The organism is Luteococcus struthionis, from assembly GCF_048595755.1.
Taxonomy (GTDB): Bacteria; Actinomycetota; Actinomycetes; order Propionibacteriales; family Propionibacteriaceae; genus Luteococcus.
On record NZ_CP184360.1, the window covers coordinates 237,215 to 262,763 of the forward strand.

Here is a 25,549-nt window from a genome sequence, read left to right on the forward strand (position 1 = left end):
ACTCCTCAGAAGTCGTTGTTGCGGAACTCGTCGATCAGGTTGGGGCGCTTGATGCGACCGTCCGAGAGCCGCTCGGCGACCATGAATGCGAGCTCCAGCGACTGGTTTCGGTTCAGACGCGGATCGCAGGCCGTCTGGTAGCGATCGGCCAAGTCGGCCTCCCCCAGCTCGAAGGCACCACCCAGGCATTCGGTGACGTCGTCACCGGTCAGCTCGATGTGCATGCCACCGGGCCAGGTGCCCAGCTCGTCGTGGACGTCGAAGAAACCGTTGAGTTCCTCCACCACGTCGGAGTAGCTGCGGGTCTTGAAACCATTGCCCGTCTCGAAGGTGTTGCCGTGCATCGGGTCGCAGACCCAGGCCACCTTGCGTCCGCTGGCCTCGATTCCCTTGACCAGCGGCGGCAGCTTCTCGCGCACATTGCTGGCCCCCATCCGGGTGATGAAGGTGATGCGGCCGGGGATGCGGTCGGGATCGATCGCATCGGCCAGCCCCAGGGCATCCTCCGGGGTGCTGGTGGGGCCCAGCTTGATGCCGATGGGGTTCTGCACGTGACGCAGCAGCTCCACGTGGGCACCGTCCAGCTGGCGGGTGCGCTCCCCGATCCAGATCATGTGGCCCGAGGTGTCGTAGGGCAGCTGGGAGCGCGAGTCGATGCGGGTCATCGCATGCTCGTAGTCCAGCAGCAGCGCCTCGTGGCTGGCGTAGAAGTCCACCTCCGAGAGCGTCTGGTCACTCACTCCGCAGGTCACCATGAAGGCCAGGGCACGCTCGATCTCGTCGGCGAGCTCCTCGTAGCGGTTCTCCACATTGGAATTGCGCACGAAGTCGGCATTCCACGAGTGGATGGTGCGCAGGTCGGCGAAACCGCCCTTCACGAAGGCGCGCACCAGGTTCAGCGTCGCCGACGAGGCGTTGTAGACCTTCAGCAGACGCCCCGGGTCGTGGCGACGGGCCTCCTCGGTGAAGTCGAGCCCGTTGACCGCATCCCCGCGGTAGCTGGGCAGGGTCACACCATTGCGGGTCTCGGTGTCCTTGCTGCGCGGCTTGGCGTACTGGCCGGCGATGCGACCCACCTTGACCACCGGAACCTGCCCGGCGTAGGTCATCACGACGGCCATGCTCAGCAGCACGCGCAGCTTGCCCTTGACGTTGTCACCGGTCACGGTGTCGAAGGTCTCGGCACAGTCACCGCCCTGCAGCAGGAAGGCGCGCCCCTCGGCCACCTCGGCCAGCTTGTCGCGAAGCTCGTCGCACTCTCCGGCGAAGACCAGCGGGGGCAGGGTACGCAACTGCTCGATGGCACGCGCGGCTTCGGCGGGATCCTGATAGGTGGGCTGCTGCACCTGGGGCAGGGCGCGGAGTTCTTCCAGGGACGGCACATGTGCAGACATGGACGTCAGCTTAGCCACGCTTGTCAACGACGCCGTGACGAGTCCATTCCGGGGCCGGTGGGTTCGTCGCCGAATCCCTGCTCGATGGCGTAGAGGGTCAGCTCCACGCGATTGTGCAACTGCAGCTTGCGCAGCACGTTCTGCACGTGGTTCTGCACCGTGCGGTGGCTGACGAACAGCTCATCGGCGATCTCCCGGTAGGCCAGTCCCTTGGCCACCCGGCGCAGCACGTCGATCTCACGCCGGGTCAGCTGCGCGCTGGTGGTGTTGCGTTCCTGGGCCACGGTGGCCATGCGTCGGAACTCCCCCAGCACCAGGCCCGCCAGTCCGGGGGTGAACACGGCATCCCCGTCGGCGGTGCGCAGCACGCCCTCCACCAGTTCCGCCCGCGAGGCCGACTTCACCAGATAGCCCTTGGCCCCGGCCTTCACCGCCCGCAGCACGTCCTCGTGCTCGCCGGAGGCCGAGACCACCAGCACCTTGATGTCGGGGAATTCCTGCACCAGGACCTGGATGCAGCTGGCACCGTCGGGCTCCGGGATGCGCAGGTCCATCACGATCACGTCGGGCCGGGCCGCTCGGGCCCGACGCAGGCACTCGTCACCGTTGTGCGCGACGGCGACGATCTCGAAGCCCTCCCCCACCAGGTCTTCGGAGAGCGCCTCGATCCACATCGGGTGGTCATCCACCAACATCACCCTGCGACTCGTCATTCGACCTCCTCCAGGGGAATTCGGAACTCCCACTCAACACCACGGTCAGGATGTGATCGTGCCACGGCCACCCCGCCGATGTCACCGATGCGCCCCAGGATGGACTCGTTGATGCCCAGCCGACCGGACCCGATGGCCTGGTCCAACTGCTCGCGCGACATCCCGACGCCGTTGTCGCGGATCGAGACGGTGAGCTGCCCGTCCTCCTCCTCCAGCAGCACCCAGGCCCGTGCCTCGGGGCCGGCGTGCTTGGCCACGTTCAACAGCGCCTCGGAGACGGCGGCGTCCAGCTCCTGGGCCCGAGAGGTCGGCATCGGCACCTCTCCGGCCATCACCGAGACCGTGACCCGCTCCCCCGCATGGGCCTGCAGCATGGTGGCCACATCGGTGCGGGTCGCCGCTCCGGCCTCGAGCTGGCCGACGGAGCGGTCCTGCAGCAACCGTCGCAACAGGGCCTCCTGCTGACGCGCGGCACGCGCGAGCTGTTCCCCCTTGGGGCCCAGCGCCGGTCCTTCGCGTTCCACGAGCGCCAGCACCTGCAGGGCGCCGTCGTGCACGATCCGGTTGAGTCGGTCTCGTTCGGCCAGCACCGCGAGCCGGGCATTGCGGGCATCACGGTCAGCCATCGAGTCGCGCAGGGTGTCGACCATCGCAGCCAGCGCCCAGATCGACAGCCCCAGCAACACCGTGGCCGCCCAGACCCGATCGTCGGGCGGCTCCTGGACGAACTTCACCAGGGCGAGCAGCACACCGCTGCCCAGCCCCCACCACATCCCGCGCCACACCGCCACCACCAGCGGCGCGGCGGCGAACCAGTAGACCGGCACCGCCCGATAGCTGTCCATCAGGGCGTCGCGACCCAGGATCCAGCGGCTGCTGGCGAGCACCAGTGCGGTGATGAACACGTCGGCTCCCATCACCCACGGGGTGCGCATCGAGGGCCGTGACTGCCACAGCGAGACCATCGCCGTCCATCCGGTCATCACTGCGCAGGCAATGCACAGCGCGACGGGGTGCGCCACCTGGTCGAGTCGTAGCGCATTGACCACCAGCGCATGCAACAACAGCACCCAGCGCAGGCGATTGGTCACCTGGTAGAGCGGGTGGAGGATGTCGCTGGATGGCTGCACTGCAGACGCCTCAGGAACTCCGGGTGTCGGGGTGATGGGGGTGCGGCTCGCCGGGCTGCCTCGCGGGCCCCTCATCGGTGCGCTGCAGGCGGGTGGCACGCACCGCCTGGCGTCGGGCATCGGCCTCGGCCGCGCGGCGGGCCTGCTCGCGTGCGGCCTCGGCGGCCATCGCCTGGGCCTGGGCCAGCTCGGCGGCCTCCGCCTCGCGCTCGGCGATGCGTTGCTGCTGCTCGGCGGCCTGACGAGCCTTGCGGGCTCGCGCCTCGGCCTTGGCCGCGGCATGGGAGGAGCGACGCTGCGCGGCCATTTGCTCGCGTCGTTCCACCACCGACATGTCCATGTAGACCTGCCCGGACAGCTCCATCAGCGCATACATCACCTCGTCGGTCACCGCGCGCAGGACGTACTCGTCGGGGGTGGGGGTTGCGAAGCGTTCCAGGTCCACGGGCTCCCCCACCAGCAGGTCGGGCGCCACCGTGCGGGCCAACAGCGACTGGTCGTGCCGCACCGCCACCGGGATGACCGGCGCACCGGTGGCCAGCGCCACCCGTGCGAGGAAGGTCTCCCCACGGTAGAGCCTGCCGTCGGGTGAGCGACCGCCCTCGGGGAAGATCGCAACCACTTCCCCGGCCTCCAGCACCGCGGTGGCGCGCCGCAGGGCGTCCTCCACCGGGTCGGGTTCGGGTGGGGTGGCACCCCTGCGGTTCACCACCCGACGCAGCAGCCCGACCGCGGTCTCGGCGGCGGGCGCGGCGGTGGTGATGGTGCGGACCCGCCTGCCACCGGGCCGACCGGGGACGTGGTCGAGGTGGGAGAGGTGGTTGAGCGCCAGGATCGCGGGTCCCTCGGCGGGGATGCGTTCCTCGCCCTCGACGTGCACCGACAGCTGTTCGGCGGCACCGCCCACCAGCGAGCGAGCCCGGTCCAGGGCGCCGAGGGGATCGGTTGCGTCCTGACCAGCGTGGTCGTGGTCGCCTTCGTGACTGCTCATCGCCGTGTCCCTCTCAGCCGTGGATGACCCTTCCAAGACTAGGTCAGTCCACGCCCCTGCCCGGGGAGGCTGCCGGGAACCGGCGCACCCCACGCATAGGCTGGTGGCCGTGACCCCGACCACCATCAGTCCCTCGGCCGAGAGCTTCTCGGCCGGCGCCCCCGCAACCGTGGGCGTGTTGTTGTGCCACGGCTTCACCGGATCACCAGCCAGCCTGCGTCCGTTGGCGAACCACCTGGCCCAGTCGGGGCTGCGGGTCGAGCTGCCGCGCCTGCCCGGCCACGGCACCCACTGGCGTGAGTTGCAGCTCACCCAGTGGCAGGACTGGTATGCCGCGGTGGAGGCGCGCCTGCTGCAGCTGAACCAGGAGTGCAGTCGGGTCTTCGTCGTGGGCCTGTCGATGGGCGGCGCCCTGGCCCTGCGGCTGGCCCAGGAGCAGGACGTGGCTGGCCTGGTGCTGGTGAACCCGGCGATCGCGAGCCATGACTGGCGCATGCGGTTGCTCCCCGTGCTGAAGCACCTGGTTCCCACCACCTCGGCCATCGGCGACGACATCGCCCGCCCGGGCGTCACCGAGCACGGCTACCCGCGCACCCCGTTGCGGGCCGCCCATTCCATGATGCGGCTGTGGCAGACGGTGCGCGCCGAGCTGGCCCATGTGGAGTGTGACGTGTTGTTGCTCACCTCGCGCGTCGACCACGTCGTCGACCGGGCCTCCGGCAGGATGCTCATGGAACAGCTCCCCCACGTGGAGCGGGTGTGGTTGGACAAGAGCCACCACGTCGCGACCCTGGACCACGACGCGGAGCTGGTGCAGCAACTCACCCTTGACTTCATCGAGGCACGACGATGAGCCACGACGAATCCCCACAGGACCTCGACGCGCGATTTCGACGCATCGTCGATGCGGAGTTCGGTCCCCACGCCGAGTCAGACCAGCCCGAGTCAGAGCCCTTCAACATGACCGAGGCGATGGACCGGGTCGACCCCGATGAACCCGACGAACCCTTCGTGCCACCACAGCCCTTGCCCCAACCCATCGCCCCGGGCCCCTTCCTGGCCAGCAGCTTGCTGATGTCCTTCTCGGTGGTGGTCTTCCTGGGGGCCCTGTTCGGCGCCCATGTGAAAGCCCTGCTGGGCTGGGCGGCGGCCACCTTCGTACTGGGCATGGTGGTGGCCTTGCGCAACCTGCCCAAGGATCCGCCCGATCCGGACGACGACGGCGCCCGGGTCTGAGCCTTCGTCCCGCCGGCTCAGACCCGGTGCGGCTCCATCAGGCGTGCTCGCAGCCGACGCAGACCACGCCGGCGCCGACGCGGCCAGAAACCGCGGGTCACACCGGGCGGCTCGTCGATCGAGTGCCGGGCCAGGTCTGCGGCACCCACCAGTCCGGCGTCGTTGTGGAATTCGGCGATCACCAGTTTGGCCGGCGGCCGGAAGCCCCGCCCGGTGAGGGTTCGGTCGAAGGCCTGCTGGGCGGGTTTGAGCAGCAGGTCGCCGGCGGCGCTGACCCCACCGCCGATCACGAACAGGTCGGGGTCGAGGGCCGCTGCCATGTTGGCGATGCCTCGGCCGAGCCAGGTGCCCACGTCGCTGATCAATTCGGTGGCCATCTGGTCGCCGTCCATCGCGGCCGCGGTGACGTCGGGCCCGACGAGGGCGTCGATGTCACCACCGATGCGCTCCAACAGCGGCTGGGCCTGGGGTGAGTTCTCGCGCAGCAGCGCCTTCGCGTCACGCACCAGCGAGTTCCCCGACGCGTACTGTTCCCAACACCCCCGGTTTCCGCACGGGCACCAGTGCCCGTCGGGCACCACCCCCATGTGGCCGAACTCGCCGGCCATGCCGTAGCGCCCCCGGAAGAGTCGGCCGTCCACCACCAGGGCACCACCGATGCCGGTCCCCAAGGTGATGCACACCATCACGTGGGCGTGCTGCCCCGCGCCGAAGCGGTACTCGGCCCACGCTGCGGCATTGGCGTCATTGTCCACCAGCACCGGAAGGTCGATGCGCTGGTTCAGCCGGGCTCGCAGCGGTTCGTTGCGCCAGGCCAGGTGGGGCGAGAAACGCACGACGGCCTGGTCGGTGTCCACCCATCCGGCGGCGCCGATGCCGACCGCGACCACCTCGTGGACCGCGGTCAGTTCCTCCACCGCAGCGACGATCGCGTCCTCGACCGCCTCCGGGCTGCGCGAGGGGGTGGGGCGTTGCAGGCGACGCAGGATGCGCCCCTGGTCGTCGACCACTCCGGCCGCAACCTTGGTCCCGCCAATGTCGATTCCGATGCTCAGCACTCGGGTCCGCCTGTCTGTCCTTGCTGTCGTGGCCCGTGCGAGTCGATGTGCTCTGCCACGGGCACCGAGCCCAGCGGGATCAGGGTCATGCCCTGGTCACTCGCGCATCCTGCCCACCATTCGTCTGGGGCGATGCCGCCTGTGGGACAGCCCGGTGATTGCATTCTAGGGGAAAAGTGTCAGAGGCGGCCCCTAGCCTCCCTGTCATGACCACCGCTGCCTACCGGATCGACCAGCCGAGCTTCGAGGATCTGGGCACTCCCCTGCCCGATGTCACCTTCGTCGTCGTGGACCTCGAGACCACCGGTCACGGCCCGGACAGCGCCATCACCGAGATCGGCGCGGTCAAGGTGCGCGGCGGCGAGGTGGTCGGAGAATTCCAGACGCTGGTCAATCCCGGCACCCACATCCCGGCGGTGGTGGCGGTCCTCACCGGGATCACCAATGCCATGGTGCTCGGCCAGCCCCGCATCGGCCAGGTGCTTCCCAGCTTCCTGGAGTTCAGTCGTGACGCCGTGCTGGTGGCCCACAATGCCGGCTTCGACATCGGCTTCCTCAAGCGCGCCTGCGCCGAGCAGGGCACGTCCTGGCCGGGCAATGCGGTGGTCGACACCGTGGCCCTGGCCCGGCAGGTCCTGCTGCGCGACGAGGTGCCCAACTGCAAGCTGGGCACCCTCGCCCAGCACTTCCGGGCGACCACGGAGCCGAACCATCGGGCCCTGTCGGACGCACGCGCCACCGTGGACGTGCTGCACGGCCTGTTGGAACGCATCGGCAACCTGGGCGTGGACACCCTGGAGGACCTGGTGGAGTTCACCCATCGGGTCTCCCCGCAGCGACGCGCCAAGCGGGTGTGGGCCAAGCAGCTGCCCACCGGCCCGGGGGTCTATGCCTTCCACGCCGACCATCGTCGCGATGACGGCAGCACCCATCGCGAGATCCTCTACGTGGGCAAGAGCAAGAACATCCGCACCCGGGTGCGTACCTACTTCACGGCCTCCGAGAAGCGTGCCCGGATGGAGGAGATGTTGCGAGTGGCGACCGGGGTCGAGGCCCACGAGTGCACCACCGCGCTGGAGGCAGAGGTGCGCGAATTGCGCATGATCCGGGCCCACGCGCCGCGTTACAACCGCAGGTCACGCAACCAGGACCGACTGTTGTGGGTGAAGCTGACCCAGGAGGCCTTCCCCCGCCTGTCGGTGGTGCGCCGCGTGCTCGACGACGAGTGTGACTACTGGGGTCCCTTCCGCAGCCGCCAGGTGGCCGATGATGCCGTGCTGGCCCTCTACGACGCCTTCCCCATCCGGCAGTGCACCAAGCGCCTCAGCACTCGACGCCCCAGCCAGGCCTGCGCCCTGGCCGAGATGGGACGCTGTCTGGCCCCGTGTGAACTCGACGACCGCAGCGCGGACTACCCGCAGGTCGTGGAGCAGGTGCGTCGCGCCATCACCAGCGACGTGCGCCCCGTCCTGACCAGCGTGGGTCAGCGGCTCGGCCGGCTGGTGGAACAGCAACGTTTCGAGGAGGCGCAGACGGTCTCGGACAGGTTGGAGAACTATGCGCGGGTGACCCTGCGCGGCCAGCGATTGGCGGCCGTGGCCCGCTGCCCGCAGATCGTGGCTGCCCTGCCGCATCCCGAGGGTGGGTGGCAGATCCACGTGATGCGCCACGGCCGCTTGGCCGCGGCAGCGCGCAGCCTGCCCGGTGAGGTGCCCCAACGGGTGGCCCGCGAGGCGGTGGCCCGGGCCGAGACGGTCTTGCCCACCAGGAGTGGCATGCCGGCCGCCACCATCGAGGAGTGCGAACTGCTGGCCGCCTGGCTCGAGCGTCCGGGCGTGCGGCTGATGGACATCGACGGGGAATGGAGCTGGCCGCGCCATGTCGGTCTGAGCCAAGGGGATCTGGCCCGTCTCACGATCGGGGCGGGTTCACCCTCGGCGCAGGCTCACAGCCCCAGCGAGAAGGTGGACTCCAGGTCGTGCTGACTGTAGGCACGGAAGGCGATGTGCGTCTCGGTCTCGAGCACGCCCGGCACCTTGTTCAGGTGGTCCGCGATGACCGTGGACACCTCGTCGGTGTCGCGCACCCGCACCATGACGATCAGGTCGATCGCCCCGGTCACTGAGTAGACCTCACTGACACCGTCGAGGGCGGCGATCTCCTGCGCGACCTCGGGGATTCGGGAGACTTCGGCCTTGACGAAGGAAATGGCGGTGATCATGGTCCTGATCCTAGGGCCTGTGTCGTCCCAACGGACCAGCGGCCGCCGCCCCATGCAGGACGACGGCCGCTGGCAGCGCTTCGTACGAAGGGTCAGGCGATCTCGACCGACTCGATGACGACCGGATCGACCGGACGATCCATCCGGCCGGTGGGCACGGAGGCGATCTTGTCGACGACCTTCTTGCTCTGTTCGTCGGTGACCTCACCGAAGATGGTGTGGCGACGGTTCAGGTGCGGCGTGGGAGCCACGGTGATGAAGAACTGCGAGCCGTTGGTGCCGGGGCCGGCATTGGCCATGGCCAGCAGGTAGGGCTTGTTGAAGACGAGCTCGGGGTGGAACTCGTCCTCGAACTGGTAGCCGGGGCCACCGGTGCCGGTGCCCAGCGGGCAGCCGCCCTGGATCATGAAGCCGTCGATGATGCGGTGGAAGCCCAAGCCGTCGTAGAAGTTGCCGGTGGCCTTCTCGCCGGTCTTCGGGTCGATGTACTCCTTGGTGCCATTGGCCAGGCCGACGAAGTTCTCGACCGTCTTGGGAGCCTGGTCGGCGAACAGCTCGATGATGATGTCGCCGAGGTTCGTGTGCAGGGTTGCAGTGGATGCCACTGTGGTTCCTCTCGTTGCGGGGGGCCGTGCGGCCGTCTTCACGAGACTATCCGGTCACACCATCGGTTCACCGCACGCCGCTGTTCGCTCTTGGTGGAGTCATCCCCAAATCCATGTTCTGCCGCACCAACCTTGGGTAGCGTGGTGGCGGTGCTCGATCACGAGCCCCTGTCAACGAACATCGGAGGAAACGTGACCCGAAAGCCCAAGCACGAGGCCGCCGCAGAGGATCATACGGCCCTCGACCGCGCCGTCCAGCTCGTGGAGCAGGTTCTGGGAGTCACCAACCCGGTCCTTGGTCAGGCAGTCAAGGCTGCGGACAATGCCCGCCGCAATGCCAGCGAGCAGGTGGCGCCCCTGGCCGAGCAGGCCAAGCACACCGCCGCCACGAAGGTCGCTCCCCTGGCCGCCACGGCCGCTGCCGTCGGCGCCGCCAAGAAGGAGCAGCTGCAGCCCCACCTCGACACCGTCGCAGAGAAGGTGCAGCCCGCCGCCGAGCAGGCGCGTCAGAAGGTCCAGGACGACCTGGTTCCCCAGCTGATGGAACTGCTCCACCAGGCCGAGAACCATCCCGCCGTGAGCGAGGCCTCCTCCCGCAGCGCCGCGGCCGCCGCCGCCCTGCGTGGTGAGCTGGAACTGCCCCAGAAGAAGAAGCGCAACGTGGGCAGCACCGTCGCCAAGGTTGCTGCCGGCGGCGCCCTGCTGGCCGCCGCTGCCGTGGCCGTGCGACAGTTCCTCGCCTCCGGCGACGACGCGTGGACCGCCCACCAGCCCAGCACTGCCTACCGCAACGACGCCCAGGACGCGACTTCCGACGACGCCACCCTGGATCGCGCGGAGACCGAGCCCGCGGGTCCCGCCGACGTGGAGAGCGAGCCCCACCCCCAGGAGCAGATGAGCGCCGAGGGTGGGCCCGTCGCCGACGCCGAGACCACGGCGGAGGACCTTGCCGTGCTGAACGACTACGGCACGGGTTCCTACGTGGGTGAGGAGCCGCCCGCCGGCTACCGCATCAAGGGCAATGAGCGTTCGATGAAGTACCACACCGACGATTCCGCCGGTTACGAGCGCACCATCGCCGACGTGTGGTTCAACTCCGTCGAGGCTGCCGAGAAGGCCGGGTTCACCCGCGCCGAGGGCTGATCGAGGGACACGACACACGATTTATCGACACGAGGGTCCGCTTCCCATCGGGAAGCGGACCCTCGTCCATTTCGCGCGGACCTCGATGTTGTCACGGTGTTGTCCCGTTGTTGTCCTGCACGCTCGGCGACCCCTCCTGGGGCCAGACTTGGGACAACCCCACACCTCGGCCCCAGGATCCACACCATGACTGCGACCGCGTCCACGCCCGACCACTGCCCCACCGATGACGGCTGGGTCCCCATCGCCCCCTTCCGCGCCCACTTCCAACGCACCGTCGAACAGAGCGGGCTGTCCGCCTTCACGGTGGGTCAGGTCTGCGGCATCACCCCCGCCACGGCTCGACGCCTCGCGGGCCCTGCGCGACGCGGCAAGGAACGAATCCGTTGGATCGATGCCTGTGCGGTCTACCAGGTCACCGCCGCCACACTGGAAGGGATGCGACAGGAGCGCGTCGAGGCAGCCCGCAGCCGACGACGGCTGCGCCGCATGGTGCAGCAGGCCCCACTGGCCTGGGTGGCGGACTTCGGTGACTTCCGGGAGCAGGATCTGCGTCACATCGCCGAGGGACGTTGGCAGCAGTGCAGCCGGCTCACCGAGGTCCGAATCCTGGCCCTGTCGCACCTGATCCTGGAATCGACCTCGGCCGTCGCGCAGCGAGCGGCATGAGCGCAACCGAGCTCTGGCTCCCCCTTCTGGCGGGAGGAAGCGCATGGCTCACCACCCGGTGTCTGGTGCCAACGCTGCCCGAACCACCCGACGCACACCAGGACGGCTGGACCAAGACGCCCTACAGCCAATTGTCGGACGCCTCCGGGCAGTGGCTCTCGTGCCTGACGGGCGCCGCCGCGGGTCTGGTGGCCAGCGGCCAACCCCTGTGGCAGGCACCGCTGTTGCTCGTCCTCGCCGGCCCCACCGCCGCCCTCACGTTGGTCGATCTACGAACCACGTGGCTCCCGCTGCCACTGACCCGCCTGTGCTGGGCGTTGGCCCTCCCGGCCTGCGCCCTCACCGTGTCCCTGTCCGGCAAGGCCTTGCTCCCCTCTTTGCTGGCGGTGGTCGGCGCCGCGCTGCTCACCGGTGCGACCTTCTGGCTGCTGTGGCGGCTGGGTCTTGGTCTCGGCTTCGGCGACGTACGCCTGGCACCCCTGCTGGCGCTGGGCACCGCGAGCTGGTCATGGCAGGCCTGGTGGCTGGGTCTCCTGCTCGGCAGCCTCCTCGGCGCGCTGTGGGGGCTGGCGACGGCGGCCTGGCGCCGCTTCCGCCCCCACCCGATGGGCTCGACCTTCGCCTACGGCCCCAGTCTGTGGCTGGGAGCCTGGTTGGCCCTGGCGCTGACCTGACAAGGCCGAGGGCCCCGGGAGATCCCGGGGCCCTCGGCCTTGTGGTTGCTTCGCGTCGACCGCTGACTCAGTGCCTCGGCAGGGCCGGGGCCTCGTCGTCGTGGTCGTCGTGATGGTGCGCGTCCTCGATCTCCTCGGCGGTCGGCTTGGCGATCTCGTCGCCCACCAGGAAGCGGCTCGCGCGGGCGCGACGCTTGCTGACGCCATCGGACTCGTCCAGCATGTCGTACTGCTTGTGCTGGGTGAGGGTGAAGGCCTCGTCCTCGCTGATCGGCACGTGCGCCTCGGAGTAGTTGCCCTCCGGGCTGCGCTCGATCTCGCCGCTCTCGGAGCCGTGCAGGACACGCTCGCGGTCACGACGCTGCAGCGACAGGCAGATTCGCTTGGTGAGGATGAAGGCGATCACCGGAGCGATGAAGACTGCCGCCCGCAGGAAGTAGGTGATCCCGTTGAGGCTCAGGCTGAAGGTGGTGGCAATGATGTCGTTCGAGCCACCCAGCCAGAACATCGCGTACAGGGTCATGCCGGCCACGCCCAGGGCAGTGCGCGTCGGCGCATTGCGGGGACGATCCAGCAGGTGGTGCTCTTCCTTGTCACCAGTGATCCACTGCTCGATGAAGGGGTAGACGCCCAGCACCACGAAGAGCGAGGTCAGCAGGCCGACGCCGGGCAGGAAGATGTTCCAGCTCCAGGTGGTGCCACCGATGTGGCTCTCCCAGTTCGGGACGATACGGATGGCACCCTCGACCCAGCCCATGTACCAGTCAGGCTGCGAGCCGGCGGTCACCTGGGCGGGGTTGTACGGGCCGAACTTCCACACCGGGTTGATCTGCATCAGACCACCCATCAGCACGGTCACGCCGAAGACGACGAAGAAGAAGCCGCCGGCCTTGGCCATGTAGACGGGGAAGAGCGGGTAGCCGACCACGTTCTGCTCGGTCCGGCCGGGGCCGGGGAACTGGGTGTGCTTGTGGTAGACGATCAGCGCCATGTGGGCCGCGATCAGGCCCAGCAGGATGCCGGGGATCAGCAGGATGTGGGCCATGTAGAGGCGCGGCACGATCGCGGTGCCGGGGAACTCACCGTCGAAGATGAGGAACTCGGCCCAGGTACCCACCAGCGGGATCGAGCGGATCAGGCCGTCGGTGAAGCGCAGACCGGTACCGGACAGCAGGTCGTCGGGCAGCGAGTAGCCAGCGAAACCCTCGATGAGCGACAGGCCCATCAGGGCGACGCCGATCACCCAGTTGATCTCACGCGGCTTGCGGAAGGCACCGGTGAAGAAGATGCGCAGGGCGTGGGCCACGCCGCCGGCGATGAACAGGATGGCGGCCCAGTGGTGGACCTGGCGAACCAGGAGACCACCGCGGACGTCGAAGCTCAGCGTCAGCGTGGAGGCGAAGGCCTCCGACATCGGGATACCGCGCATCAGCGAGTACGCACCGGTGTACTCCACCTCCGCCATCGACGGACGGAACCAGATGGTGAGGAAGACACCGCTGAGCAGGCAGACGATGAAGGAGTACAGCACGATCTCGCCCAGGAGGAAGGACCAGTGGTCCGGGAAGATCTTGCGCAGGTTGTGCTTGCCGAGGCGAGCAATACCGAGACGGTCGTCGAACCAGGTGTACGCTCCACCGCGCTTGGCGGGGATTGCCGAACGGGTCGGGGCCTGGGCCTCGAGCGCCTCGGAGCTCTCGGCAACGGCTGCTGGGCGTGCCATCAGTTGTCACCCTTCTTGTAGTCGTCGCGCGAGTCGCGCTCGAAGTAGCTGGGACCGACCGGGACCGTGAAGTCGCTACGGGCCACCAGGTAGCCCTCGGTGTCCACGGTGATCGGCAGCTGCGGCAGCGAACGGGCGGCGGGGCCGAAGACCACGACACCGGAGTCACCCAGGTCGAAGGTGGACTGGTGGCAGGGGCACAGCAGGTGGTGCGACTTCTGCTCCCACAGGGAGATCGGGCAACCCACGTGGGTGCAGATCTTCGAGTAGGCCAGGATGCCGTTGACCTGCCAGTCCTTGCGGGACTCGGGCACCTTGATGGAGTCCGGGTTCATCCGCACGATGATGATGGCTGCCTTGGCGCGGGCGCGGTGGAATTCGACGTGGTCCTCGTGGGCCAGCGGTTCCAGGTTCTCCGGCTCGGCATTGATCATCTGGCCAATCTCCATCTCGGAGGCCTTGATGGGCTTCCAGGTGATGTCGTTGACCAGCTTGACGCCCTCGGCCCAGATCGTCTTCTCGATCGTGGCGGCGCGAGTGCCCTTGCCCGGGTGGGGACCCATGTCGGCCAGGCTGACGACGGCCGGGATGGCGACCAGACCAGCGGCACCGGCGAGCATTCCGCCGATCACCTTGCGACGACCGATGCCGGAGTCCTCGACACCGGCCTGCCAGGCGCCGGCCATCTCCTCGTGGTCCTCATCGCTCGAGGCGATGGGATCGCGATGGTCGATGACCTCGGTGTCGTTCATGAGCTGCTTGGCCCAGTGGATGGTCGAGAAGCCGATCAGCGAGACGGCGAGACCGCCGGTCAGGCCGAGCAGCACCGACTGGGCGTTGCTGTGGAAGGGACCGAACTCGACGATGAGGTCCTTCGGCACACCGAAGTAGACCACCACGAACAGGATCGAGCAGAGCATCGACAGGGCGAGCATGGCGATGATCTGACGGGCGACGCGGTTGGCGACGGCCGGCTCGGCGTCCGAGTAGCGCTCCACGTGCTCCTCGAGCCCGGGATTCTGGATCGGGTGGTACGGAACAGGGTCGTTGCCCTGCTCGAATGTCTCGATGTCTGTCGACTTCATCGGGCGCGAGCCCCCTTCTTTGCGAGCCACATGGCGACGAGGACGAGGCCGCCGATTCCCAGGAGCCAGCCCCAGAAGCCCTCGGCCACCGGGCCGATGGCACCCAGCATCAGGCCGCCGTACTGCGGCTGCTGCTCCACCTTGGAGAGGTAGCCGATGATCTGCTTGACGTCCTCGTCGGGCAGGGCACCCTCACTGAACAGAGGCATCTGCTGCGGGCCCGTGCGCAGGGCCTCGTAGATGTGCTTGGACGAAACACCGTGCAGCGACGGCGCGTAGGCACCCTCCGGCAGAGCACCGCCACGACCCTCGATGTTGTGGCAGGCGGAGCAGTTGGTGCGGAAGAGCTCACCACCGCGGGCGATCTCCTCGTCGGTCAGGCCAGCAGGCGAGTACTTGTCCTCGGAGGGAACACCGGGGCCAGCACCCAGGGTAGCGACGTAGGCACCGATGGCTGCGATCTCCTCCTCGGAGTACTCCGGGGCGCTGTCGCGCGGGGCCTGGGCCATGGGCTTGGCCATCGGCATGCGACGGGTGCCCATCTGGAAGTCGACCGCTGCCGCACCCACGCCGATCAGCGACGGTGCCTGGCTGGAGCCCTCACCATTGAGGCCGTGGCAGCTGGAGCAGGTGACGTCGTAGAGCCCCTTGCCCTGCGCCACCTGGGGGTTCGTGTTGGGATCTGCCGCCGACGGCTGTGCCGGGGAGACCAGCGCATACACGGCGCCCATCATGAACAGAGCAAGCAGCAGGGTGAGCGGCTTGGCCGCTGGGTGCTTGCGTCGCGTGGACAGGAATCGCACGGGATCGCCTCTCTGGTGGGGTTAGTTGGGAAGCAGGTAGATGACGGCGAACAGGATGATCCAGACCACGTCGACGAAGTGCCAGTAGTAGCTGATCACCATGGCGCTGACGGCCTGTTCGTGGGTGAACGTGCGCGCCAGGTAGGTGCGCCCCAGGATGAACAGGAAGGCCACCAGACCACCGAAGACGTGCAGGCCGTGGAAGCCCGTGGCCAGGTAGAAGACCGACCAGTAGGCATTCGTGCTGATCAGGAAGCCCTCGCTCACCAGGTTCGCGTACTCCCACAGCTGGCCGCCGATGAAGACCGAACCCATGATGAAGGTGAGGATGTACCACTCACGCATGCCCCACTTGGCGATGTTCAGCAGGCCGGCCGAACGCTTCACCTTGCCGTGCTCGGCAGCCATGACGCCGAACTGGCAGGCGAAGGAGGACAGCACCAGGATCAAGGTGTTCAGTCCCGCGAAGACCGGGTCAAGGTGCCCAGAGTGCTCCTTGAAGAGGGAAGGCGTCCCGTCGGGGGCCTGGGCCCCGGTGAACTCGCGAACCATGAAGTACGCAGCAAACAGTGCTGCGAAGAACATCAGTTCGCTTGCCAGCCAGACCCAGGTTCCCAGGGGAACCATGTCCGGCCGCCCCTTCGGCGCGTGCAGGCGCGAGGGAGCGATGGGGTGCACAGCCCCAACGGGCTTGCCATGAACGGCGCTGGTCGCATGCGGTGAAGTAGCCACGGGAGCATTATTGCCTCTAAAACGGGTTTTGGCACGTCGAGTGCCAACCATGGACCAATTCTTGGAACAAAAGCGCACCAAGTTACGTTCCGGCGGCTGTCGTGGCCCCTTCATGGCCCCATCGGCAGGCGAGGTAGCATGCTGGACAGGACATCGACGAAGGAACAGGACAACCGATGAGCGACCAGCCCCGCAGCGAGCGCACCCTCAAGGTGCTGCTCTACTCCGACGATCGCAGCACGCGCGACCAGGTGCGTCTGGCCCTGGGCCGTCGCGTCGCCAGCGATCTGCCCGAGATCGAGGTCTTCGACACCGCCACAGGTCCCGCCGCGGTCAAGGCCGTGGAGTCGGGCGCCTTCGACGTCCTTGTCCTCGACGGCGAGGCCGTCCCCTTCGGTGGCATGGGTCTGAGCCGCCAGCTCAAGGAAGAACTGGACGACTGCCCGCCGGTGCTGCTGCTGGTGGCTCGCGTCGCCGATGCCTGGCTCGCCACCTGGTCGAAGGCCGATGCCGTCGAGCCCTACCCGGTCGACCCGATCCGCCTCCCCCGGACCTTGGCGGAGCTGGCCCGCCACCGCCTGGGTCTGAGCCCTGTCGCGAACTGATGGCTGCGACCCCCTGGGCCGAACTGTTGAATGCCCTGGTCGAGGGGCGTGACCTGTCCACCGAGCAGACCCATTGGGCGATGGACGAGATCCTCGGAGGGAATGCCTCCCCGGTCCACATCGCCGGTTTTGCCGTGGCGATGCGCGCCAAGGGCGAGACGGTCGAGGAGCTGCGCGGCCTGGCCGACGCGATGACCAACCACGCCACGCCCATCACCTTGGGCCAGGAGGCGGTGGACATCGTCGGCTCCGGCGGTGACCGGGCCAATACCGTCAACGTCTCGACGATGGCCGCGGTGGCCGCCAGCGCGGCCGGTGCCCGAGTGGTCAAGCACGGCAACCGAGCCGCGTCCTCCATGTGCGGCACCGCGGATTGCCTCGAGGCGCTGGGCGTGAAACTGGAGGTGGCCCCCGACAAGCAGGCCGCCGTGCTGGAACGTGCCGGCATGGTCTTCCTGTTCGCCCCGCTCTACCACCGCTCCCTGCGATTCGCGGCGGCTCCGCGACGGGAGCTGGGCATCCGCACCCCCTTCAACCTGCTCGGCCCGCTGACCAACCCCGCCCGTCCCGTGGCTCAGGCCATCGGCGTCGCCGATGCCCGAGCAGCCGACCTGATGGCGGGGGTGCTGGCCGCCCGTGGCAGCCGTGGCATGGTCTTCCACGGGGGCGATGGCCTCGACGAGCTGACCACCACCACGACCAGTGACGTCTGGTTGATCGGCGAGGGGCGCGTCGTGCGCACCCAGCTGGATCCGCAGGCGCTCGGTCTGCAGCCGGCCCAGCCCGAGGACCTCGTCGGAGGGCCGCCGGAACACAATGCGCAGGTGGCTCGGGATGTCTTCGCCGGACAGACCGGTCCGGTGCGAGACATCGTGCTGGCCAACGGCGCCGCCGCCCTGCTGGCCCACCGCGGGGTTGACCTCGACGCGGACCTGCCCGAGCAGATGATGACCTGCATCAAGGACATCGCGCAGGCACTGGACTCCGGCGCTGCGGCCGCCACCCTGGACAGGCTCGTCGAGGAGACCCAGGGCATGTGAACCCCCGGCTGAGGGGTCACAATGGCTTGGTGAGATTCCTGAACGACAAGCCCGGCCATGACCTGACATACAACGATGTCTTCATGGCGCCCAACCGATCGTCGGTGACCAGCCGGATGGACGTCGACCTGAGCTCCACCGATGGCATCGGCACCCCGCTGCCCCTGGTGGTCGCCAACATGACGGCCATCAGCGGACGGCGCATGGCCGAGACCATCGCCCGCCGCGGCGGCATCGCGGTGCTGCCCCAGGACATCGCCCCCGACTACGTGAGCAAGGCGATCAGCCGCGTCAAGAGTGCCCACACGGTCTTCGACACGCCTGTGCGGGTCTCCCCCACCACCACCGTCGGCGAGGCCATGGCACTGCTGGGCAAGCGCGCCCACGGCGTGGTCATCGTCGTCGAGGACGGACATGCCGTGGGGCTGGTCTCGCCGGCCGAGGCCGCGGGAGTGGACCGTTTTGCGCAGGTCCACGAGGTGATGACCACCGACCTGACCGTGGTCGAGCCCGGACTGACCCCGCAGGAGATCTTCGACACCCTCTCGGCCCACCACCAGAAGGTGGCGGCGGCGAGCGACGAGGACGGCAAGCTGCTGGGGATCATCACCAGCAAGGGGGCACTGCGCGCCGCGCTCTACGCCCCGGCCGTCGATCCCGAAGGCAAGCTGATGGTCGGCGCGGCCGTCGGCATCAATGGTGACGTGGCTGGCCGCGCCCGTCACCTGTTGGACTCGCGCGCCGACGTGCTGGTGATGGACACCGCCCACGGCCACCAGGAGAAGATGCTGGAGGCCCTGCAGGTGGTCACCCAGGTCCGCGACGACTTCGAGCGCAGCACCGGGCGTCGAATCCCGCTGGTGGCAGGCAATGTGGTGACCCCCGCCGCGGTGCTCGACCTGGCCGAGGCCGGTGCCGACGTGCTCAAGGTGGGCGTGGGACCCGGCGCCATGTGCACCACCCGCATGCAGACCGGGGTGGGGCGCCCGCAGTTCTCGGCCGTGCTGGACTGCGCCGAGGCGGCGCAGTCGATCGGCCGTTCGATCTGGGCAGACGGAGGTGTGCGCCACCCTCGCGACGTCGCCCTGGCGCTCGCCGCAGGTGCCGGCAGCGTCATGATCGGCTCCTGGTTCGCCGGCACCCACGAGTCCACCGGAGACCTGCTGACCGACGCCCAGGGGCGTCAGTACAAGGAGTCCTTCGGCATGGCCAGCGCCCGAGCGGTGAAGTCGCGCACGCGTCAGCAGTCGGCCTTCGACCGCGCCCGGGCAGCGCTCTTCGAGGAGGGCATCTCCAGTTCCAAGATGTACCTCGATCCGGCCCGGCCCGGAGTCGAGGACCTGGTGGACTGGATCACCTCCGGTGTGCGCTCTGCCTGCACCTATGCCGGGGCCCGCACCCTCTCGGAGTTCTCCGAGAAGGCGGTCGTCGGGGTGCAGAGCCATTCCGGGTATGACGAGGGACGTCCGCTGGCGCAGAGCTGGCAGTGATCACCCCGGCATGCCGATGAACACGAAACGGGCCCCACACCGAGTGGTGTGGGGCCCGTCGCGTGACAGACAGGACTCTTGTCAGTGGGCGTAGTCGCCGCGGTAGAACTCGTAGCACCAACCGCCGACGGCCCAGACGCCCATGCCGAAGGCCATCATCGAGATCCACCAGCCGAAGATCGGGCCCAGCAGCATCAGCGACGCGGTCAGCGCGCACCAGAAGGGCCAGATGGAGTGGGGCGGGAAGAAGCCCAGGGAGCCCGCACCATCGGCGATGGTGGCATCGGCGTCATCGGAGAGCTGCTTGTCGTTCTTGGAGCCGACGATGGCCAGGTAACCGGTGATCATCAACGACATCACGGCCGACAGGAGCAGGGTCATCAGGCCGACCCATTCCTTGGTGAAGCCGAACCAGTAGACCAGGGCGCAGGTCAGGTAGAAGATTCCGAGGAATCCAAAGATGTTCCGCTCAACCTTCATCGAATCTCACCTGCATTCTCACGAGCCGCGACCGTCTCGGCCTCGACGAACTTGCCCTGCAGACCGGTGTCACCGTGCTCGGCGAGCTCCGGATGGTTCGCGTCGAAGGCCGGGTACGGGGAACGCACACGGGGCAGCGACGTGAAGTTGTGACGCGGCGGCGGGCAGCTGGTGGCCCACTCCATCGAGCGGCTCCAGCCCCAGGGATCGTCGACCTCGACCTTGGGGGTCTTGAACGAGAGGTAGACGTTGATCAGGAAGGGGATGAAGGAGGCACCCAGCAGGAAGGCACCGAAGGTCGAGATCTGGTTCAGCAGGGTGAAGCCGGTACCGGGCAGGTAGTCGGCGATTCGACGCTGCATGCCCTCGACGCCCAGCCAGTGCTGCACCAGGAAGGTCAGGTGGAAGCCGGCGAAGAGCAGCCAGAAGTGGGCCTTGCCCCAGGACTCGATCAGCATGTGACCGGTGATCTTGGGCCACCAGAAGTAGTAACCGGCGAACATCGCGAAGACCACGGTGCCGAAGAGCACGTAGTGGAAGTGGGCAACCACGAAGTAGCTGTCGGTCACGTTGAAGTCCATCGGCGGGCTGGCCAGGATGATGCCGGTCAGGCCACCGAACAGGAAGGTGGTCAGGAAGCCGATGACCCACATCATGGGGGTCTCGAAGCTCAACGAGCCGCCCCACATGGTGCCGATCCAGTTGAAGAACTTCACACCGGTGGGGATGGCGATCATGAAGGTCATGAAGCTGAAGAAGGGCAGCGAGACGGCGCCCGTGGCGAACATGTGGTGGGCCCACACGGACACCGAGAGGGCACCGATCGAGATGGTGGCGAAGACCAGGCCCACGTAGCCGAAGACGGGCTTGCGGCTGAAGACCGGGATGACCTCGGTGACGATGCCGAAGAACGGCAGGGCGATCACGTAGACCTCGGGGTGGCCGAAGAACCAGAACAGGTGCTGCCACAGGATCGGGCCACCGCTGGAGGCGTCCAGCACGTGCGAGCCCAGGACGCGGTCAGCCTCGAGCACCAGCAGGCCAGCGGCCAGCACCGGGAAGACCACGATGATCATGATCGAGGTGACCAAGATGTTCCAGCTGAAGATGGGCATGCGGAACATGGTCATGCCCGGGACGCGCATCGTGATGATGGTGGTGATGAAGTTCACCGCGCCGAGGATCGAGCTCAGACCCAGCAGGTAGAGGCCCATGATCCACAGGTCGCCACCGACGCCGGGCGAGTGCAGGGCATTCGACAGCGGGGCGTAGGCGAACCAACCGAAGGAGGCCGCGCCGTCCGGCGTGAGGAAGCCGGCGCAGGCCATCAGCGAACCCATGATGTAGATCCAGTAGGCGAACGCGTTCAGTCGTGGGAACGACACGTCGGGTGCGCCCAGCTGCAGCGGCAACAGGTAGTTGGCGAAACCGGCAAACAGGGGCGTCGCGAACATCAGCAGCATGATCGTGCCGTGCATCGTGAACATCTGGTTGAAGGTCTCGTGCGTCATGTACTGCATGCCGGGGCTTGCCAGCTCGGCACGGATGGCCAGGGCCATCAGGCCACCGACACCGAAGAAGAAGAAGCTGCTGATGAAGTACAGCCGGCCCAGCTTCTTGTGGTCGGTGGTGGTCATGTAGTCCATGATGAGCTTGCCCATCGAGTGTTCGCGACGGCGAACCTCCACGACAGGCGCTCCAGTGGTGCGCGTGAGCGTGGTCACTTCTTCTCCTCCTTGGCGGGGGCGGTGGGAAGGGCGGAGGCGCCGACGGGACCGTGCAGCTCACCGACCTGGCCCTTCTTGGCCAGACCCTTCACATATTCGTTGTACTCCTCTTCGCTCACGACGTGAACGTTGAACAGCATCGCGGCGTGGTAGGTGCCGCAGAGCTCGGCACACTTTCCGTCGAACGTGCCCGTCTTCGTGGGCGTCAGGTCGAAGGAGTTGGGCTTGCCGGGGATCGCATCCATCTTGAAGTAGAAGGCGGGAACCCAGAAGGAGTGGATGACGTCGGCCGAGTAGATGTTGAAGCGGACCGACTTGTTGACGGGGAGGTACAGATCCGGGATCTTCTCGATGGTGCCGACCTCATGGACGGTCTGGCCGATCTCGGAGTTGCCCTCCTCCATGTAGTTGAAGGTCCACGACCACTTCTGGCCCACGACGTTGACCGTGTGGTCCGGCTGGTCGACCTGCGCGAGGACGCGGTTCTGGGCCTTCACCGTGTAGAAGAACAGGACGATGATGATGAGGAAGGGAACCGCCGTGTACAGGACCTCGAGCGGAACGTGGTAGCGCACCTGGCGCGGAACCTCGTTGCCCTCCTTGCGGCGGAACTTGAACATCGAGTAGAAGATCAGGCCCCAGACGAAGACGCCGATGACGGCGCAGGCGATCCAGGCGCCGATCCACAGGTCACCCATGAAGGGGGCTCGGTCCGAGGCGGGGTCGACGAGTCCGACGCGCGACCACTGTCCGCGTCCCTCGCCCGTGCTGCATCCGGCCAAGCCGAGAAGCAGTGCACTGCCCAGCCCGAGCGCAGCAGCCCTGGCCGGCCTGCGGCGCCATCCGTTGAGTTCACGACCCACGTTCATGCCCTTCCACCGTGATCTGCTCCCCTGGAGGAGTGGGGCCACAGGGGCCCCGGTTCTGGAACGCCTGCCGGGCTCCGATTGGCGCTTGCGCACAGTCATCCCCACGGCGGGTTCGCCCAAAGACTAACCCAAAAACAGACATCCCGCCGCATCGACCAGATGCGACGGGATGACGTGCTGTTGTACGGAACGTCTCAGTGGAAGGAGTCCCCGCAAGCGCAGGAGCCCTGGGCGTTTGGATTGTCGATGGTGAAGCCCTGCTTCTCGATGGTGTCGACGAAGTCGATGGTGGCTCCGGAGAGGTAGGGAGCGCTCATCTTGTCGGTGACCACGTTCACGCCGCCGTAGGTCTTGACCACGTCTCCGTCCAGCTGTCGCTCGTCGAAGAAGAGCTGGTAGCGCAGCCCCGAGCAGCCGCCCGGCTGCACCGCAACGCGCAGGGCGAGGTCGTCGCGCCCCTCGCCATCCAGCAGGGCCTTGACCTTGGTGGCGGCCTCGTCGGTCAGGACGATGCCATCGCTGGTCTGGGTGATGGTGGTGTCAGTCATTCAATTCCTCCTGGACGGGCAGTTCATCTGCTCAACGCCGGCAACCGCGGTGCTATTCCCGCCATCACGATAGCCGGGGCAGGCAAATTCCCCGATCCGTGCGGCTGGCTGGCCTCACCAAGACCAGGTGCGGGCCACCGGCAGGGCCGCTCGGGTGATCTCCTCAGGCTCGATCGGCCGGTCCTGCCTGGTGACCTCGTAGCCCTCCTCGATGCCCATCGTGCGAAGCTCCCGGGCGCTGATCCAGTTGCGGCGGTTGACCGCGATCACCGGACGCATCGCCTGCTCGGCCAGCTCGGTCACCGTCGGGATGAGGTCTCCCCCCTTGGTGCCGAATTCCAGCTCGTCGTAGCCGGTGACCACCAGTTCTGCCTGCGCGATGGTCTGTGCCAGTCCACTCAACCGGGCGCACTCCCCCGGACCGGTCACCACGTCACCGCCGAGCGCGAGCACCGCAGCGCCCAGACCACCGACGGCACCGGCCCCGGCCGTGGTGCCCAGCGAGGCATCCCCCATGGCCTGGCACCAGTCCACCAGAGCCTGGTCTGCGGCAATCAATTCCCCGGGATGGGCACCGCTGCCAAGGGCCCCCGCCGCGGTGATGCCCCGCAGGCCGGTCAGGTGCATCGCCGCCTGGGCCCTGGTGGTGACCAGGTGCAGCAGCACACCGTCGAGGAGCGCCCGAGGGTCGCCCTGCCGCGCCAGCTGCCGCCAGAAGCCCTCTCCCCCGTCTGCCCAGGTGAACTCGGGCACCTCGAGCCACAGCTCGGCGCAGGAATGCCCCTCCCGGCGGGCCCACGCCAGCACCTCGACCAAGGCCACCCCGACACCCTCGGAAGTCGAGGGCCCCTGGGCATCGACACGCAGGGTGATTCCTGCCGGGCCGACGAAGACCGCTCCCGCCGGATGCGGGACGTCCCGGCCGCCACACAGATCGGCCCAGGCACGACCGAAACCGCGGCCCGCCTCGGCGATCGGCACGACGGCCAGCTGGACACCCAACTCCGCCCAGGCCCGCGCCAAGGCGGCGCCGGTCTGGGCGGAGGTCAGGTTCTGGAAGGGCCCGCAGGCGACGACGGCGCGCATCAGCCGGGGATGAGCCCCTCGCCATTGCCCGAATCCTCCAGGAAGGCGCGCACCTCGTCCAGGCTCGAGGTGGCGTCAGGGACGATCAGGTCCGACTCGGCCAGCTCGTCGTCGGGCAGCTTCTCCCCCGCGCGGATCTGCTCGAGCAGCAGGGTGAGGGCAGACTGCATGGCCTGCTCGTCGCCCTGGTCGATGGCCTCGCCGAGGCGCTCGTCGAGCTCGTTGAGGTTGGGCAGGTCTGCGGCGTCGATGCGCCACTGGCCCTCGCCAAGGATGCGAACGATCATGCCTTGTCCTCCTGCTCCTGGGCCTGGGCCTGGCCACCCTCGAGGGCGGGAGCGGGCTTGTCCGCCGGGGCGATCTCGCCACCGACCTTGGCCTTCAGCGCCGCCAACTCGTCCTCGACCTGGCTGGTGGAGGCCAGCTGGTCGAGCTCACGGGTGATGTCGTCCTTGTAGGTACCGGAGGGGTCATCCAGCGCACCGGAGGCGATCAGCTCGTCGACGGCACCGGCACGGGCCTGCATCTCCAGGGTCTTGTCCTCGGCGCGCTGCACCGCCAGGCCGACGTCGCCCATCTCCTCGGAGATGCCGCTGAAGGCCTCGTTGATGCGGGTCTGGGCCTCGGCAGCGGAGTAGGTGGCCTTGATGGTCTCCTTCTTGGTGCGGAAGGCATCCACCTTGGCCTGCAGCCTGGTGGAGGCACCGACCAGCTTCTCCTCCTCGGCCTGCAGCTGGGCATGCTGGGCCTGCAGGTCACCCAGCTGCTGCTGAAGACCGGACTTGCGGGTCAGGGCCTCACGAGCGAGGTCCTCGCGACCCTGCTCCAGGGCACGCTGTGCCTGCAGGGTCAACTTGTCGACCTCGGCATTGAGCTGCGAGGCCTGCAGTTCCACACGCTTGCGGCTGGTGGCGACGTCGGCAACCCCGCGTCGCACCTTCTGCAGCAGGTCCAGCTGGCGCTGGTAGGAGTAGTCGAGGGTCTCGCGGGGATCCTCGGCACGGTCAAGGGCCTTGTCGGCCTTGGCGCGGAAGATCGTCGAGAGCCGCTGGAAAATGCCTGCCATGTGGTTGGTCCTTCCGGTCGGGGTGCGCCGGTCTCGGCACAGCACGTCGCCACCCAGCTTAGGGGCACACCCAACCACTTCACCGCGCACCGGGCCGGTCTTCAGCCAGGCCCCGGGATCAGTCAGGGTCTCCCGGACCGGCGGCGGCACCTCTCGACGGGACTCACTTGGCGACGAAGGTGGGAATGACGTTCTCGAAGGAGACCCGGTAGCCGAAGCCCGAGGAGACGATCACCGCGATACCCAGGGCGATCGCGGCCAGCACCAGGGCGAAGCACAACACCCCCAGGACCCGTCCGACCGGATGCCCCGGCGCGTGACTGGTCTCGGCCGCACCCCCGGCCCCATAGGCCATGGCACGGATGCCGAGCGAGAACAGCGCCGGGAGACCAGCCCCGAGCAGCAGGCCCACCAGCAAGACCTTGCCGAGGGCCGAGAAGAACATCGAAAGCATGACTGGC

28 protein-coding genes are annotated in these 25,549 nt (G+C 67.8%); 9 read left to right on the forward strand and 19 right to left on the reverse strand.

Annotation, left to right across the window (positions count from 1 at the left end):
* Positions 1 to 5: 5 nt before the first annotated feature.
* The 4 genes from ACOAMO_RS01100 to ACOAMO_RS01115 are packed head-to-tail and all read right to left on the reverse strand — an operon-like array spanning position 6 to position 4,228.
* Positions 6 to 1,394, reverse strand: a complete 1,389-nt coding sequence (locus ACOAMO_RS01100; RefSeq protein WP_420175756.1) for a class II 3-deoxy-7-phosphoheptulonate synthase — start codon at positions 1,392 to 1,394, stop codon at positions 6 to 8.
* 23 nt (positions 1,395 to 1,417) lie between these two features.
* Positions 1,418 to 2,107, reverse strand: a complete 690-nt coding sequence (locus ACOAMO_RS01105) for a response regulator (RefSeq protein WP_420175757.1) — start codon at positions 2,105 to 2,107, stop codon at positions 1,418 to 1,420.
* Positions 2,104 to 3,237 carry a MacS family sensor histidine kinase gene (gene macS, locus ACOAMO_RS01110; RefSeq protein ID WP_420175758.1) on the reverse strand — a complete coding sequence of 378 codons (1,134 nt, stop codon included), beginning with the start codon at positions 3,235 to 3,237 and terminating at the stop codon, positions 2,104 to 2,106. The genes ACOAMO_RS01105 and macS overlap by 4 nt, the downstream gene beginning before the upstream one ends.
* Positions 3,238 to 3,247: 10 nt before the next feature.
* Positions 3,248 to 4,228: a lysophospholipid acyltransferase family protein gene (locus ACOAMO_RS01115; RefSeq protein ID WP_420175759.1), complete on the reverse strand. Its 981-nt coding sequence runs from the start codon at positions 4,226 to 4,228 to the stop codon at positions 3,248 to 3,250.
* Positions 4,229 to 4,337: 109 nt separating this feature from the next.
* Between ACOAMO_RS01115 and ACOAMO_RS01120 the strand changes: the two genes are divergently transcribed.
* Positions 4,338 to 5,081 carry an alpha/beta hydrolase gene (locus ACOAMO_RS01120; RefSeq protein WP_420175760.1) on the forward strand — a complete coding sequence of 248 codons (744 nt, stop codon included), beginning with the start codon at positions 4,338 to 4,340 and terminating at the stop codon, positions 5,079 to 5,081.
* A complete protein-coding gene (locus tag ACOAMO_RS01125; RefSeq protein WP_420175761.1) occupies positions 5,078 to 5,464 on the forward strand; it encodes a hypothetical protein in 387 nt (128 codons plus the stop codon). Before ACOAMO_RS01120 ends, ACOAMO_RS01125 begins: the two co-directional genes overlap by 4 nt.
* Positions 5,465 to 5,481: 17 nt before the next feature.
* On the opposite strand, the gene ACOAMO_RS01130 is transcribed toward ACOAMO_RS01125, so the two are convergent.
* Positions 5,482 to 6,522, reverse strand: coding sequence for an ROK family glucokinase (locus ACOAMO_RS01130; RefSeq protein WP_420175762.1), 1,041 nt, complete (start codon positions 6,520 to 6,522; stop codon positions 5,482 to 5,484).
* A 206-nt stretch (positions 6,523 to 6,728) separates the two neighbouring features.
* On the opposite strand from ACOAMO_RS01130, the gene ACOAMO_RS01135 reads away from it, so the two are divergent.
* Positions 6,729 to 8,507 (forward strand): DEDD exonuclease domain-containing protein, encoded by a 1,779-nt coding sequence (locus ACOAMO_RS01135; RefSeq protein WP_420175763.1) that lies wholly within the window; start codon positions 6,729 to 6,731, stop codon positions 8,505 to 8,507.
* Here the strand turns inward: ACOAMO_RS01135 and ACOAMO_RS01140 are convergent.
* Both ACOAMO_RS01140 and ACOAMO_RS01145 read right to left on the reverse strand, forming a co-directional pair.
* A complete protein-coding gene (locus ACOAMO_RS01140; RefSeq protein ID WP_420175764.1) occupies positions 8,468 to 8,743 on the reverse strand; it encodes an Lrp/AsnC family transcriptional regulator in 276 nt (91 codons plus the stop codon). The two genes, ACOAMO_RS01135 and ACOAMO_RS01140, sit on opposite strands and share 40 nt — an antisense overlap.
* Positions 8,744 to 8,835: 92 nt before the next feature.
* Positions 8,836 to 9,348 (reverse strand): peptidylprolyl isomerase, encoded by a 513-nt coding sequence (locus ACOAMO_RS01145; RefSeq protein ID WP_420175765.1) that lies wholly within the window; start codon positions 9,346 to 9,348, stop codon positions 8,836 to 8,838.
* 192 nt (positions 9,349 to 9,540) lie between these two features.
* Between ACOAMO_RS01145 and ACOAMO_RS01150 the strand changes: the two genes are divergently transcribed.
* From ACOAMO_RS01150 to ACOAMO_RS01160, 3 genes are all read left to right on the forward strand, one after another.
* Positions 9,541 to 10,491 (forward strand): hypothetical protein, encoded by a 951-nt coding sequence (locus ACOAMO_RS01150; protein WP_420175766.1) that lies wholly within the window; start codon positions 9,541 to 9,543, stop codon positions 10,489 to 10,491.
* A 186-nt stretch (positions 10,492 to 10,677) separates the two neighbouring features.
* A complete protein-coding gene (locus tag ACOAMO_RS01155; protein ID WP_420175767.1) occupies positions 10,678 to 11,160 on the forward strand; it encodes a hypothetical protein in 483 nt (160 codons plus the stop codon).
* Positions 11,157 to 11,834, forward strand: a complete 678-nt coding sequence (locus ACOAMO_RS01160; protein ID WP_420175768.1) for a hypothetical protein — start codon at positions 11,157 to 11,159, stop codon at positions 11,832 to 11,834. The genes ACOAMO_RS01155 and ACOAMO_RS01160 overlap by 4 nt, the downstream gene beginning before the upstream one ends.
* A 67-nt stretch (positions 11,835 to 11,901) precedes the next feature.
* Here ACOAMO_RS01160 and ACOAMO_RS01165 read toward each other — a convergent pair whose 3' ends face one another.
* The 4 genes from ACOAMO_RS01165 to ACOAMO_RS01180 are packed head-to-tail and all read right to left on the reverse strand — an operon-like array spanning position 11,902 to position 16,063.
* The gene (locus ACOAMO_RS01165; RefSeq protein WP_420175769.1) at positions 11,902 to 13,557 is read right to left on the reverse strand and encodes a cytochrome b; all 1,656 of its coding nucleotides are present in this window, start codon (positions 13,555 to 13,557) and stop codon (positions 11,902 to 11,904) included.
* A complete protein-coding gene (locus ACOAMO_RS01170) occupies positions 13,557 to 14,672 on the reverse strand; it encodes a Rieske 2Fe-2S domain-containing protein (protein ID WP_420175770.1) in 1,116 nt (371 codons plus the stop codon). The genes ACOAMO_RS01165 and ACOAMO_RS01170 overlap by 1 nt, the downstream gene beginning before the upstream one ends.
* Complete coding sequence (locus ACOAMO_RS01175; RefSeq protein WP_420175771.1) at positions 14,639 to 15,445, reverse strand: c-type cytochrome; 807 nt, start codon at positions 15,443 to 15,445, stop codon at positions 14,639 to 14,641. Before ACOAMO_RS01175 ends, ACOAMO_RS01170 begins: the two co-directional genes overlap by 34 nt.
* 21 nt (positions 15,446 to 15,466) lie before the next feature.
* Complete coding sequence (locus ACOAMO_RS01180) at positions 15,467 to 16,063, reverse strand: cytochrome c oxidase subunit 3 (protein ID WP_420176943.1); 597 nt, start codon at positions 16,061 to 16,063, stop codon at positions 15,467 to 15,469.
* A 290-nt stretch (positions 16,064 to 16,353) separates the two neighbouring features.
* Here ACOAMO_RS01180 and ACOAMO_RS01185 point away from each other — a divergent pair, with 290 nt between their 5' ends.
* Genes ACOAMO_RS01185 through ACOAMO_RS01195 form a run of 3 tightly spaced genes read left to right on the forward strand, consistent with a single transcriptional unit; the run spans position 16,354 to position 19,312 of the window.
* Positions 16,354 to 16,782: a response regulator gene (locus ACOAMO_RS01185; protein WP_420175772.1), complete on the forward strand. Its 429-nt coding sequence runs from the start codon at positions 16,354 to 16,356 to the stop codon at positions 16,780 to 16,782.
* A complete protein-coding gene (gene trpD, locus ACOAMO_RS01190; RefSeq protein ID WP_420175773.1) occupies positions 16,782 to 17,822 on the forward strand; it encodes an anthranilate phosphoribosyltransferase in 1,041 nt (346 codons plus the stop codon). Before ACOAMO_RS01185 ends, trpD begins: the two co-directional genes overlap by 1 nt.
* A gap of 29 nt (positions 17,823 to 17,851) precedes the next feature.
* Positions 17,852 to 19,312 carry a GuaB1 family IMP dehydrogenase-related protein gene (locus tag ACOAMO_RS01195; protein ID WP_420175774.1) on the forward strand — a complete coding sequence of 487 codons (1,461 nt, stop codon included), beginning with the start codon at positions 17,852 to 17,854 and terminating at the stop codon, positions 19,310 to 19,312.
* Positions 19,313 to 19,393: 81 nt separating this feature from the next.
* Here ACOAMO_RS01195 and ACOAMO_RS01200 read toward each other — a convergent pair whose 3' ends face one another.
* The 8 genes from ACOAMO_RS01200 to ACOAMO_RS01235 all read right to left on the reverse strand — a co-directional run bounded on the left by ACOAMO_RS01200 (position 19,394) and on the right by ACOAMO_RS01235 (position 25,542).
* Positions 19,394 to 19,792: a cytochrome c oxidase subunit 4 gene (locus ACOAMO_RS01200; protein ID WP_420175775.1), complete on the reverse strand. Its 399-nt coding sequence runs from the start codon at positions 19,790 to 19,792 to the stop codon at positions 19,394 to 19,396.
* Complete coding sequence (ctaD, locus tag ACOAMO_RS01205; protein ID WP_420176944.1) at positions 19,789 to 21,453, reverse strand: cytochrome c oxidase subunit I; 1,665 nt, start codon at positions 21,451 to 21,453, stop codon at positions 19,789 to 19,791. The genes ACOAMO_RS01200 and ctaD overlap by 4 nt, the downstream gene beginning before the upstream one ends.
* 59 nt (positions 21,454 to 21,512) lie before the next feature.
* Entirely contained in the window at positions 21,513 to 22,217 is a 705-nt protein-coding gene (gene coxB / locus ACOAMO_RS01210) for a cytochrome c oxidase subunit II (protein ID WP_420176945.1), read from the reverse strand.
* A gap of 365 nt (positions 22,218 to 22,582) precedes the next feature.
* On the reverse strand, positions 22,583 to 22,936 hold the full coding sequence (locus ACOAMO_RS01215; RefSeq protein WP_420175776.1) for a HesB/IscA family protein: 354 nt from the start codon (positions 22,934 to 22,936) through the stop codon (positions 22,583 to 22,585).
* A gap of 114 nt (positions 22,937 to 23,050) precedes the next feature.
* Entirely contained in the window at positions 23,051 to 24,022 is a 972-nt protein-coding gene (locus tag ACOAMO_RS01220; protein ID WP_420175777.1) for a glycerate kinase, read from the reverse strand.
* Positions 24,022 to 24,309, reverse strand: a complete 288-nt coding sequence (gene pspAA / locus ACOAMO_RS01225) for a PspA-associated protein PspAA (protein WP_420175778.1) — start codon at positions 24,307 to 24,309, stop codon at positions 24,022 to 24,024. Before pspAA ends, ACOAMO_RS01220 begins: the two co-directional genes overlap by 1 nt.
* On the reverse strand, positions 24,306 to 25,088 hold the full coding sequence (locus ACOAMO_RS01230) for a PspA/IM30 family protein (protein ID WP_420175779.1): 783 nt from the start codon (positions 25,086 to 25,088) through the stop codon (positions 24,306 to 24,308). The genes pspAA and ACOAMO_RS01230 overlap by 4 nt, the downstream gene beginning before the upstream one ends.
* Before the next feature lie 163 nt (positions 25,089 to 25,251).
* Positions 25,252 to 25,542, reverse strand: a complete 291-nt coding sequence (locus tag ACOAMO_RS01235; RefSeq protein WP_420175780.1) for a hypothetical protein — start codon at positions 25,540 to 25,542, stop codon at positions 25,252 to 25,254.
* Positions 25,543 to 25,549: the final 7 nt, after the last annotated feature.

Excerpts from the sequence above, each read along its gene's own strand:
- ACOAMO_RS01125 (WP_420175761.1), top strand. The coding sequence starts at position 5,078 with ATGAGCCACGACGAATCCCCACAGGACCTCGACGCGCGATTTCGACGC.
- ACOAMO_RS01140 (WP_420175764.1), bottom strand. The coding sequence starts at position 8,743 with ATGATCACCGCCATTTCCTTCGTCAAGGCCGAAGTCTCCCGAATCCCC.
- ACOAMO_RS01105 (WP_420175757.1), bottom strand. The coding sequence starts at position 2,107 with ATGACGAGTCGCAGGGTGATGTTGGTGGATGACCACCCGATGTGGATC.
- ACOAMO_RS01135 (WP_420175763.1), top strand. The coding sequence starts at position 6,729 with ATGACCACCGCTGCCTACCGGATCGACCAGCCGAGCTTCGAGGATCTG.
- trpD (WP_420175773.1), top strand. The coding sequence starts at position 16,782 with ATGGCTGCGACCCCCTGGGCCGAACTGTTGAATGCCCTGGTCGAGGGG.
- ACOAMO_RS01160 (WP_420175768.1), top strand. The coding sequence starts at position 11,157 with ATGAGCGCAACCGAGCTCTGGCTCCCCCTTCTGGCGGGAGGAAGCGCA.
- ACOAMO_RS01230 (WP_420175779.1), bottom strand. The coding sequence starts at position 25,088 with ATGGCAGGCATTTTCCAGCGGCTCTCGACGATCTTCCGCGCCAAGGCC.
- pspAA (WP_420175778.1), bottom strand. The coding sequence starts at position 24,309 with ATGATCGTTCGCATCCTTGGCGAGGGCCAGTGGCGCATCGACGCCGCA.
- coxB (WP_420176945.1), bottom strand. The coding sequence starts at position 22,217 with ATGGGTGACCTGTGGATCGGCGCCTGGATCGCCTGCGCCGTCATCGGC.
- ACOAMO_RS01220 (WP_420175777.1), bottom strand. The coding sequence starts at position 24,022 with ATGCGCGCCGTCGTCGCCTGCGGGCCCTTCCAGAACCTGACCTCCGCC.
- ACOAMO_RS01115 (WP_420175759.1), bottom strand. The coding sequence starts at position 4,228 with ATGAGCAGTCACGAAGGCGACCACGACCACGCTGGTCAGGACGCAACC.
- ACOAMO_RS01200 (WP_420175775.1), bottom strand. The coding sequence starts at position 19,792 with ATGAAGGTTGAGCGGAACATCTTTGGATTCCTCGGAATCTTCTACCTG.
- ACOAMO_RS01235 (WP_420175780.1), bottom strand. The coding sequence starts at position 25,542 with ATGCTTTCGATGTTCTTCTCGGCCCTCGGCAAGGTCTTGCTGGTGGGC.
- ACOAMO_RS01165 (WP_420175769.1), bottom strand. The coding sequence starts at position 13,557 with ATGGCACGCCCAGCAGCCGTTGCCGAGAGCTCCGAGGCGCTCGAGGCC.
- ACOAMO_RS01215 (WP_420175776.1), bottom strand. The coding sequence starts at position 22,936 with ATGACTGACACCACCATCACCCAGACCAGCGATGGCATCGTCCTGACC.
- ACOAMO_RS01185 (WP_420175772.1), top strand. The coding sequence starts at position 16,354 with ATGAGCGACCAGCCCCGCAGCGAGCGCACCCTCAAGGTGCTGCTCTAC.
- ACOAMO_RS01100 (WP_420175756.1), bottom strand. The coding sequence starts at position 1,394 with ATGTCTGCACATGTGCCGTCCCTGGAAGAACTCCGCGCCCTGCCCCAG.
- ACOAMO_RS01155 (WP_420175767.1), top strand. The coding sequence starts at position 10,678 with ATGACTGCGACCGCGTCCACGCCCGACCACTGCCCCACCGATGACGGC.
- ctaD (WP_420176944.1), bottom strand. The coding sequence starts at position 21,453 with ATGGGCAAGCTCATCATGGACTACATGACCACCACCGACCACAAGAAG.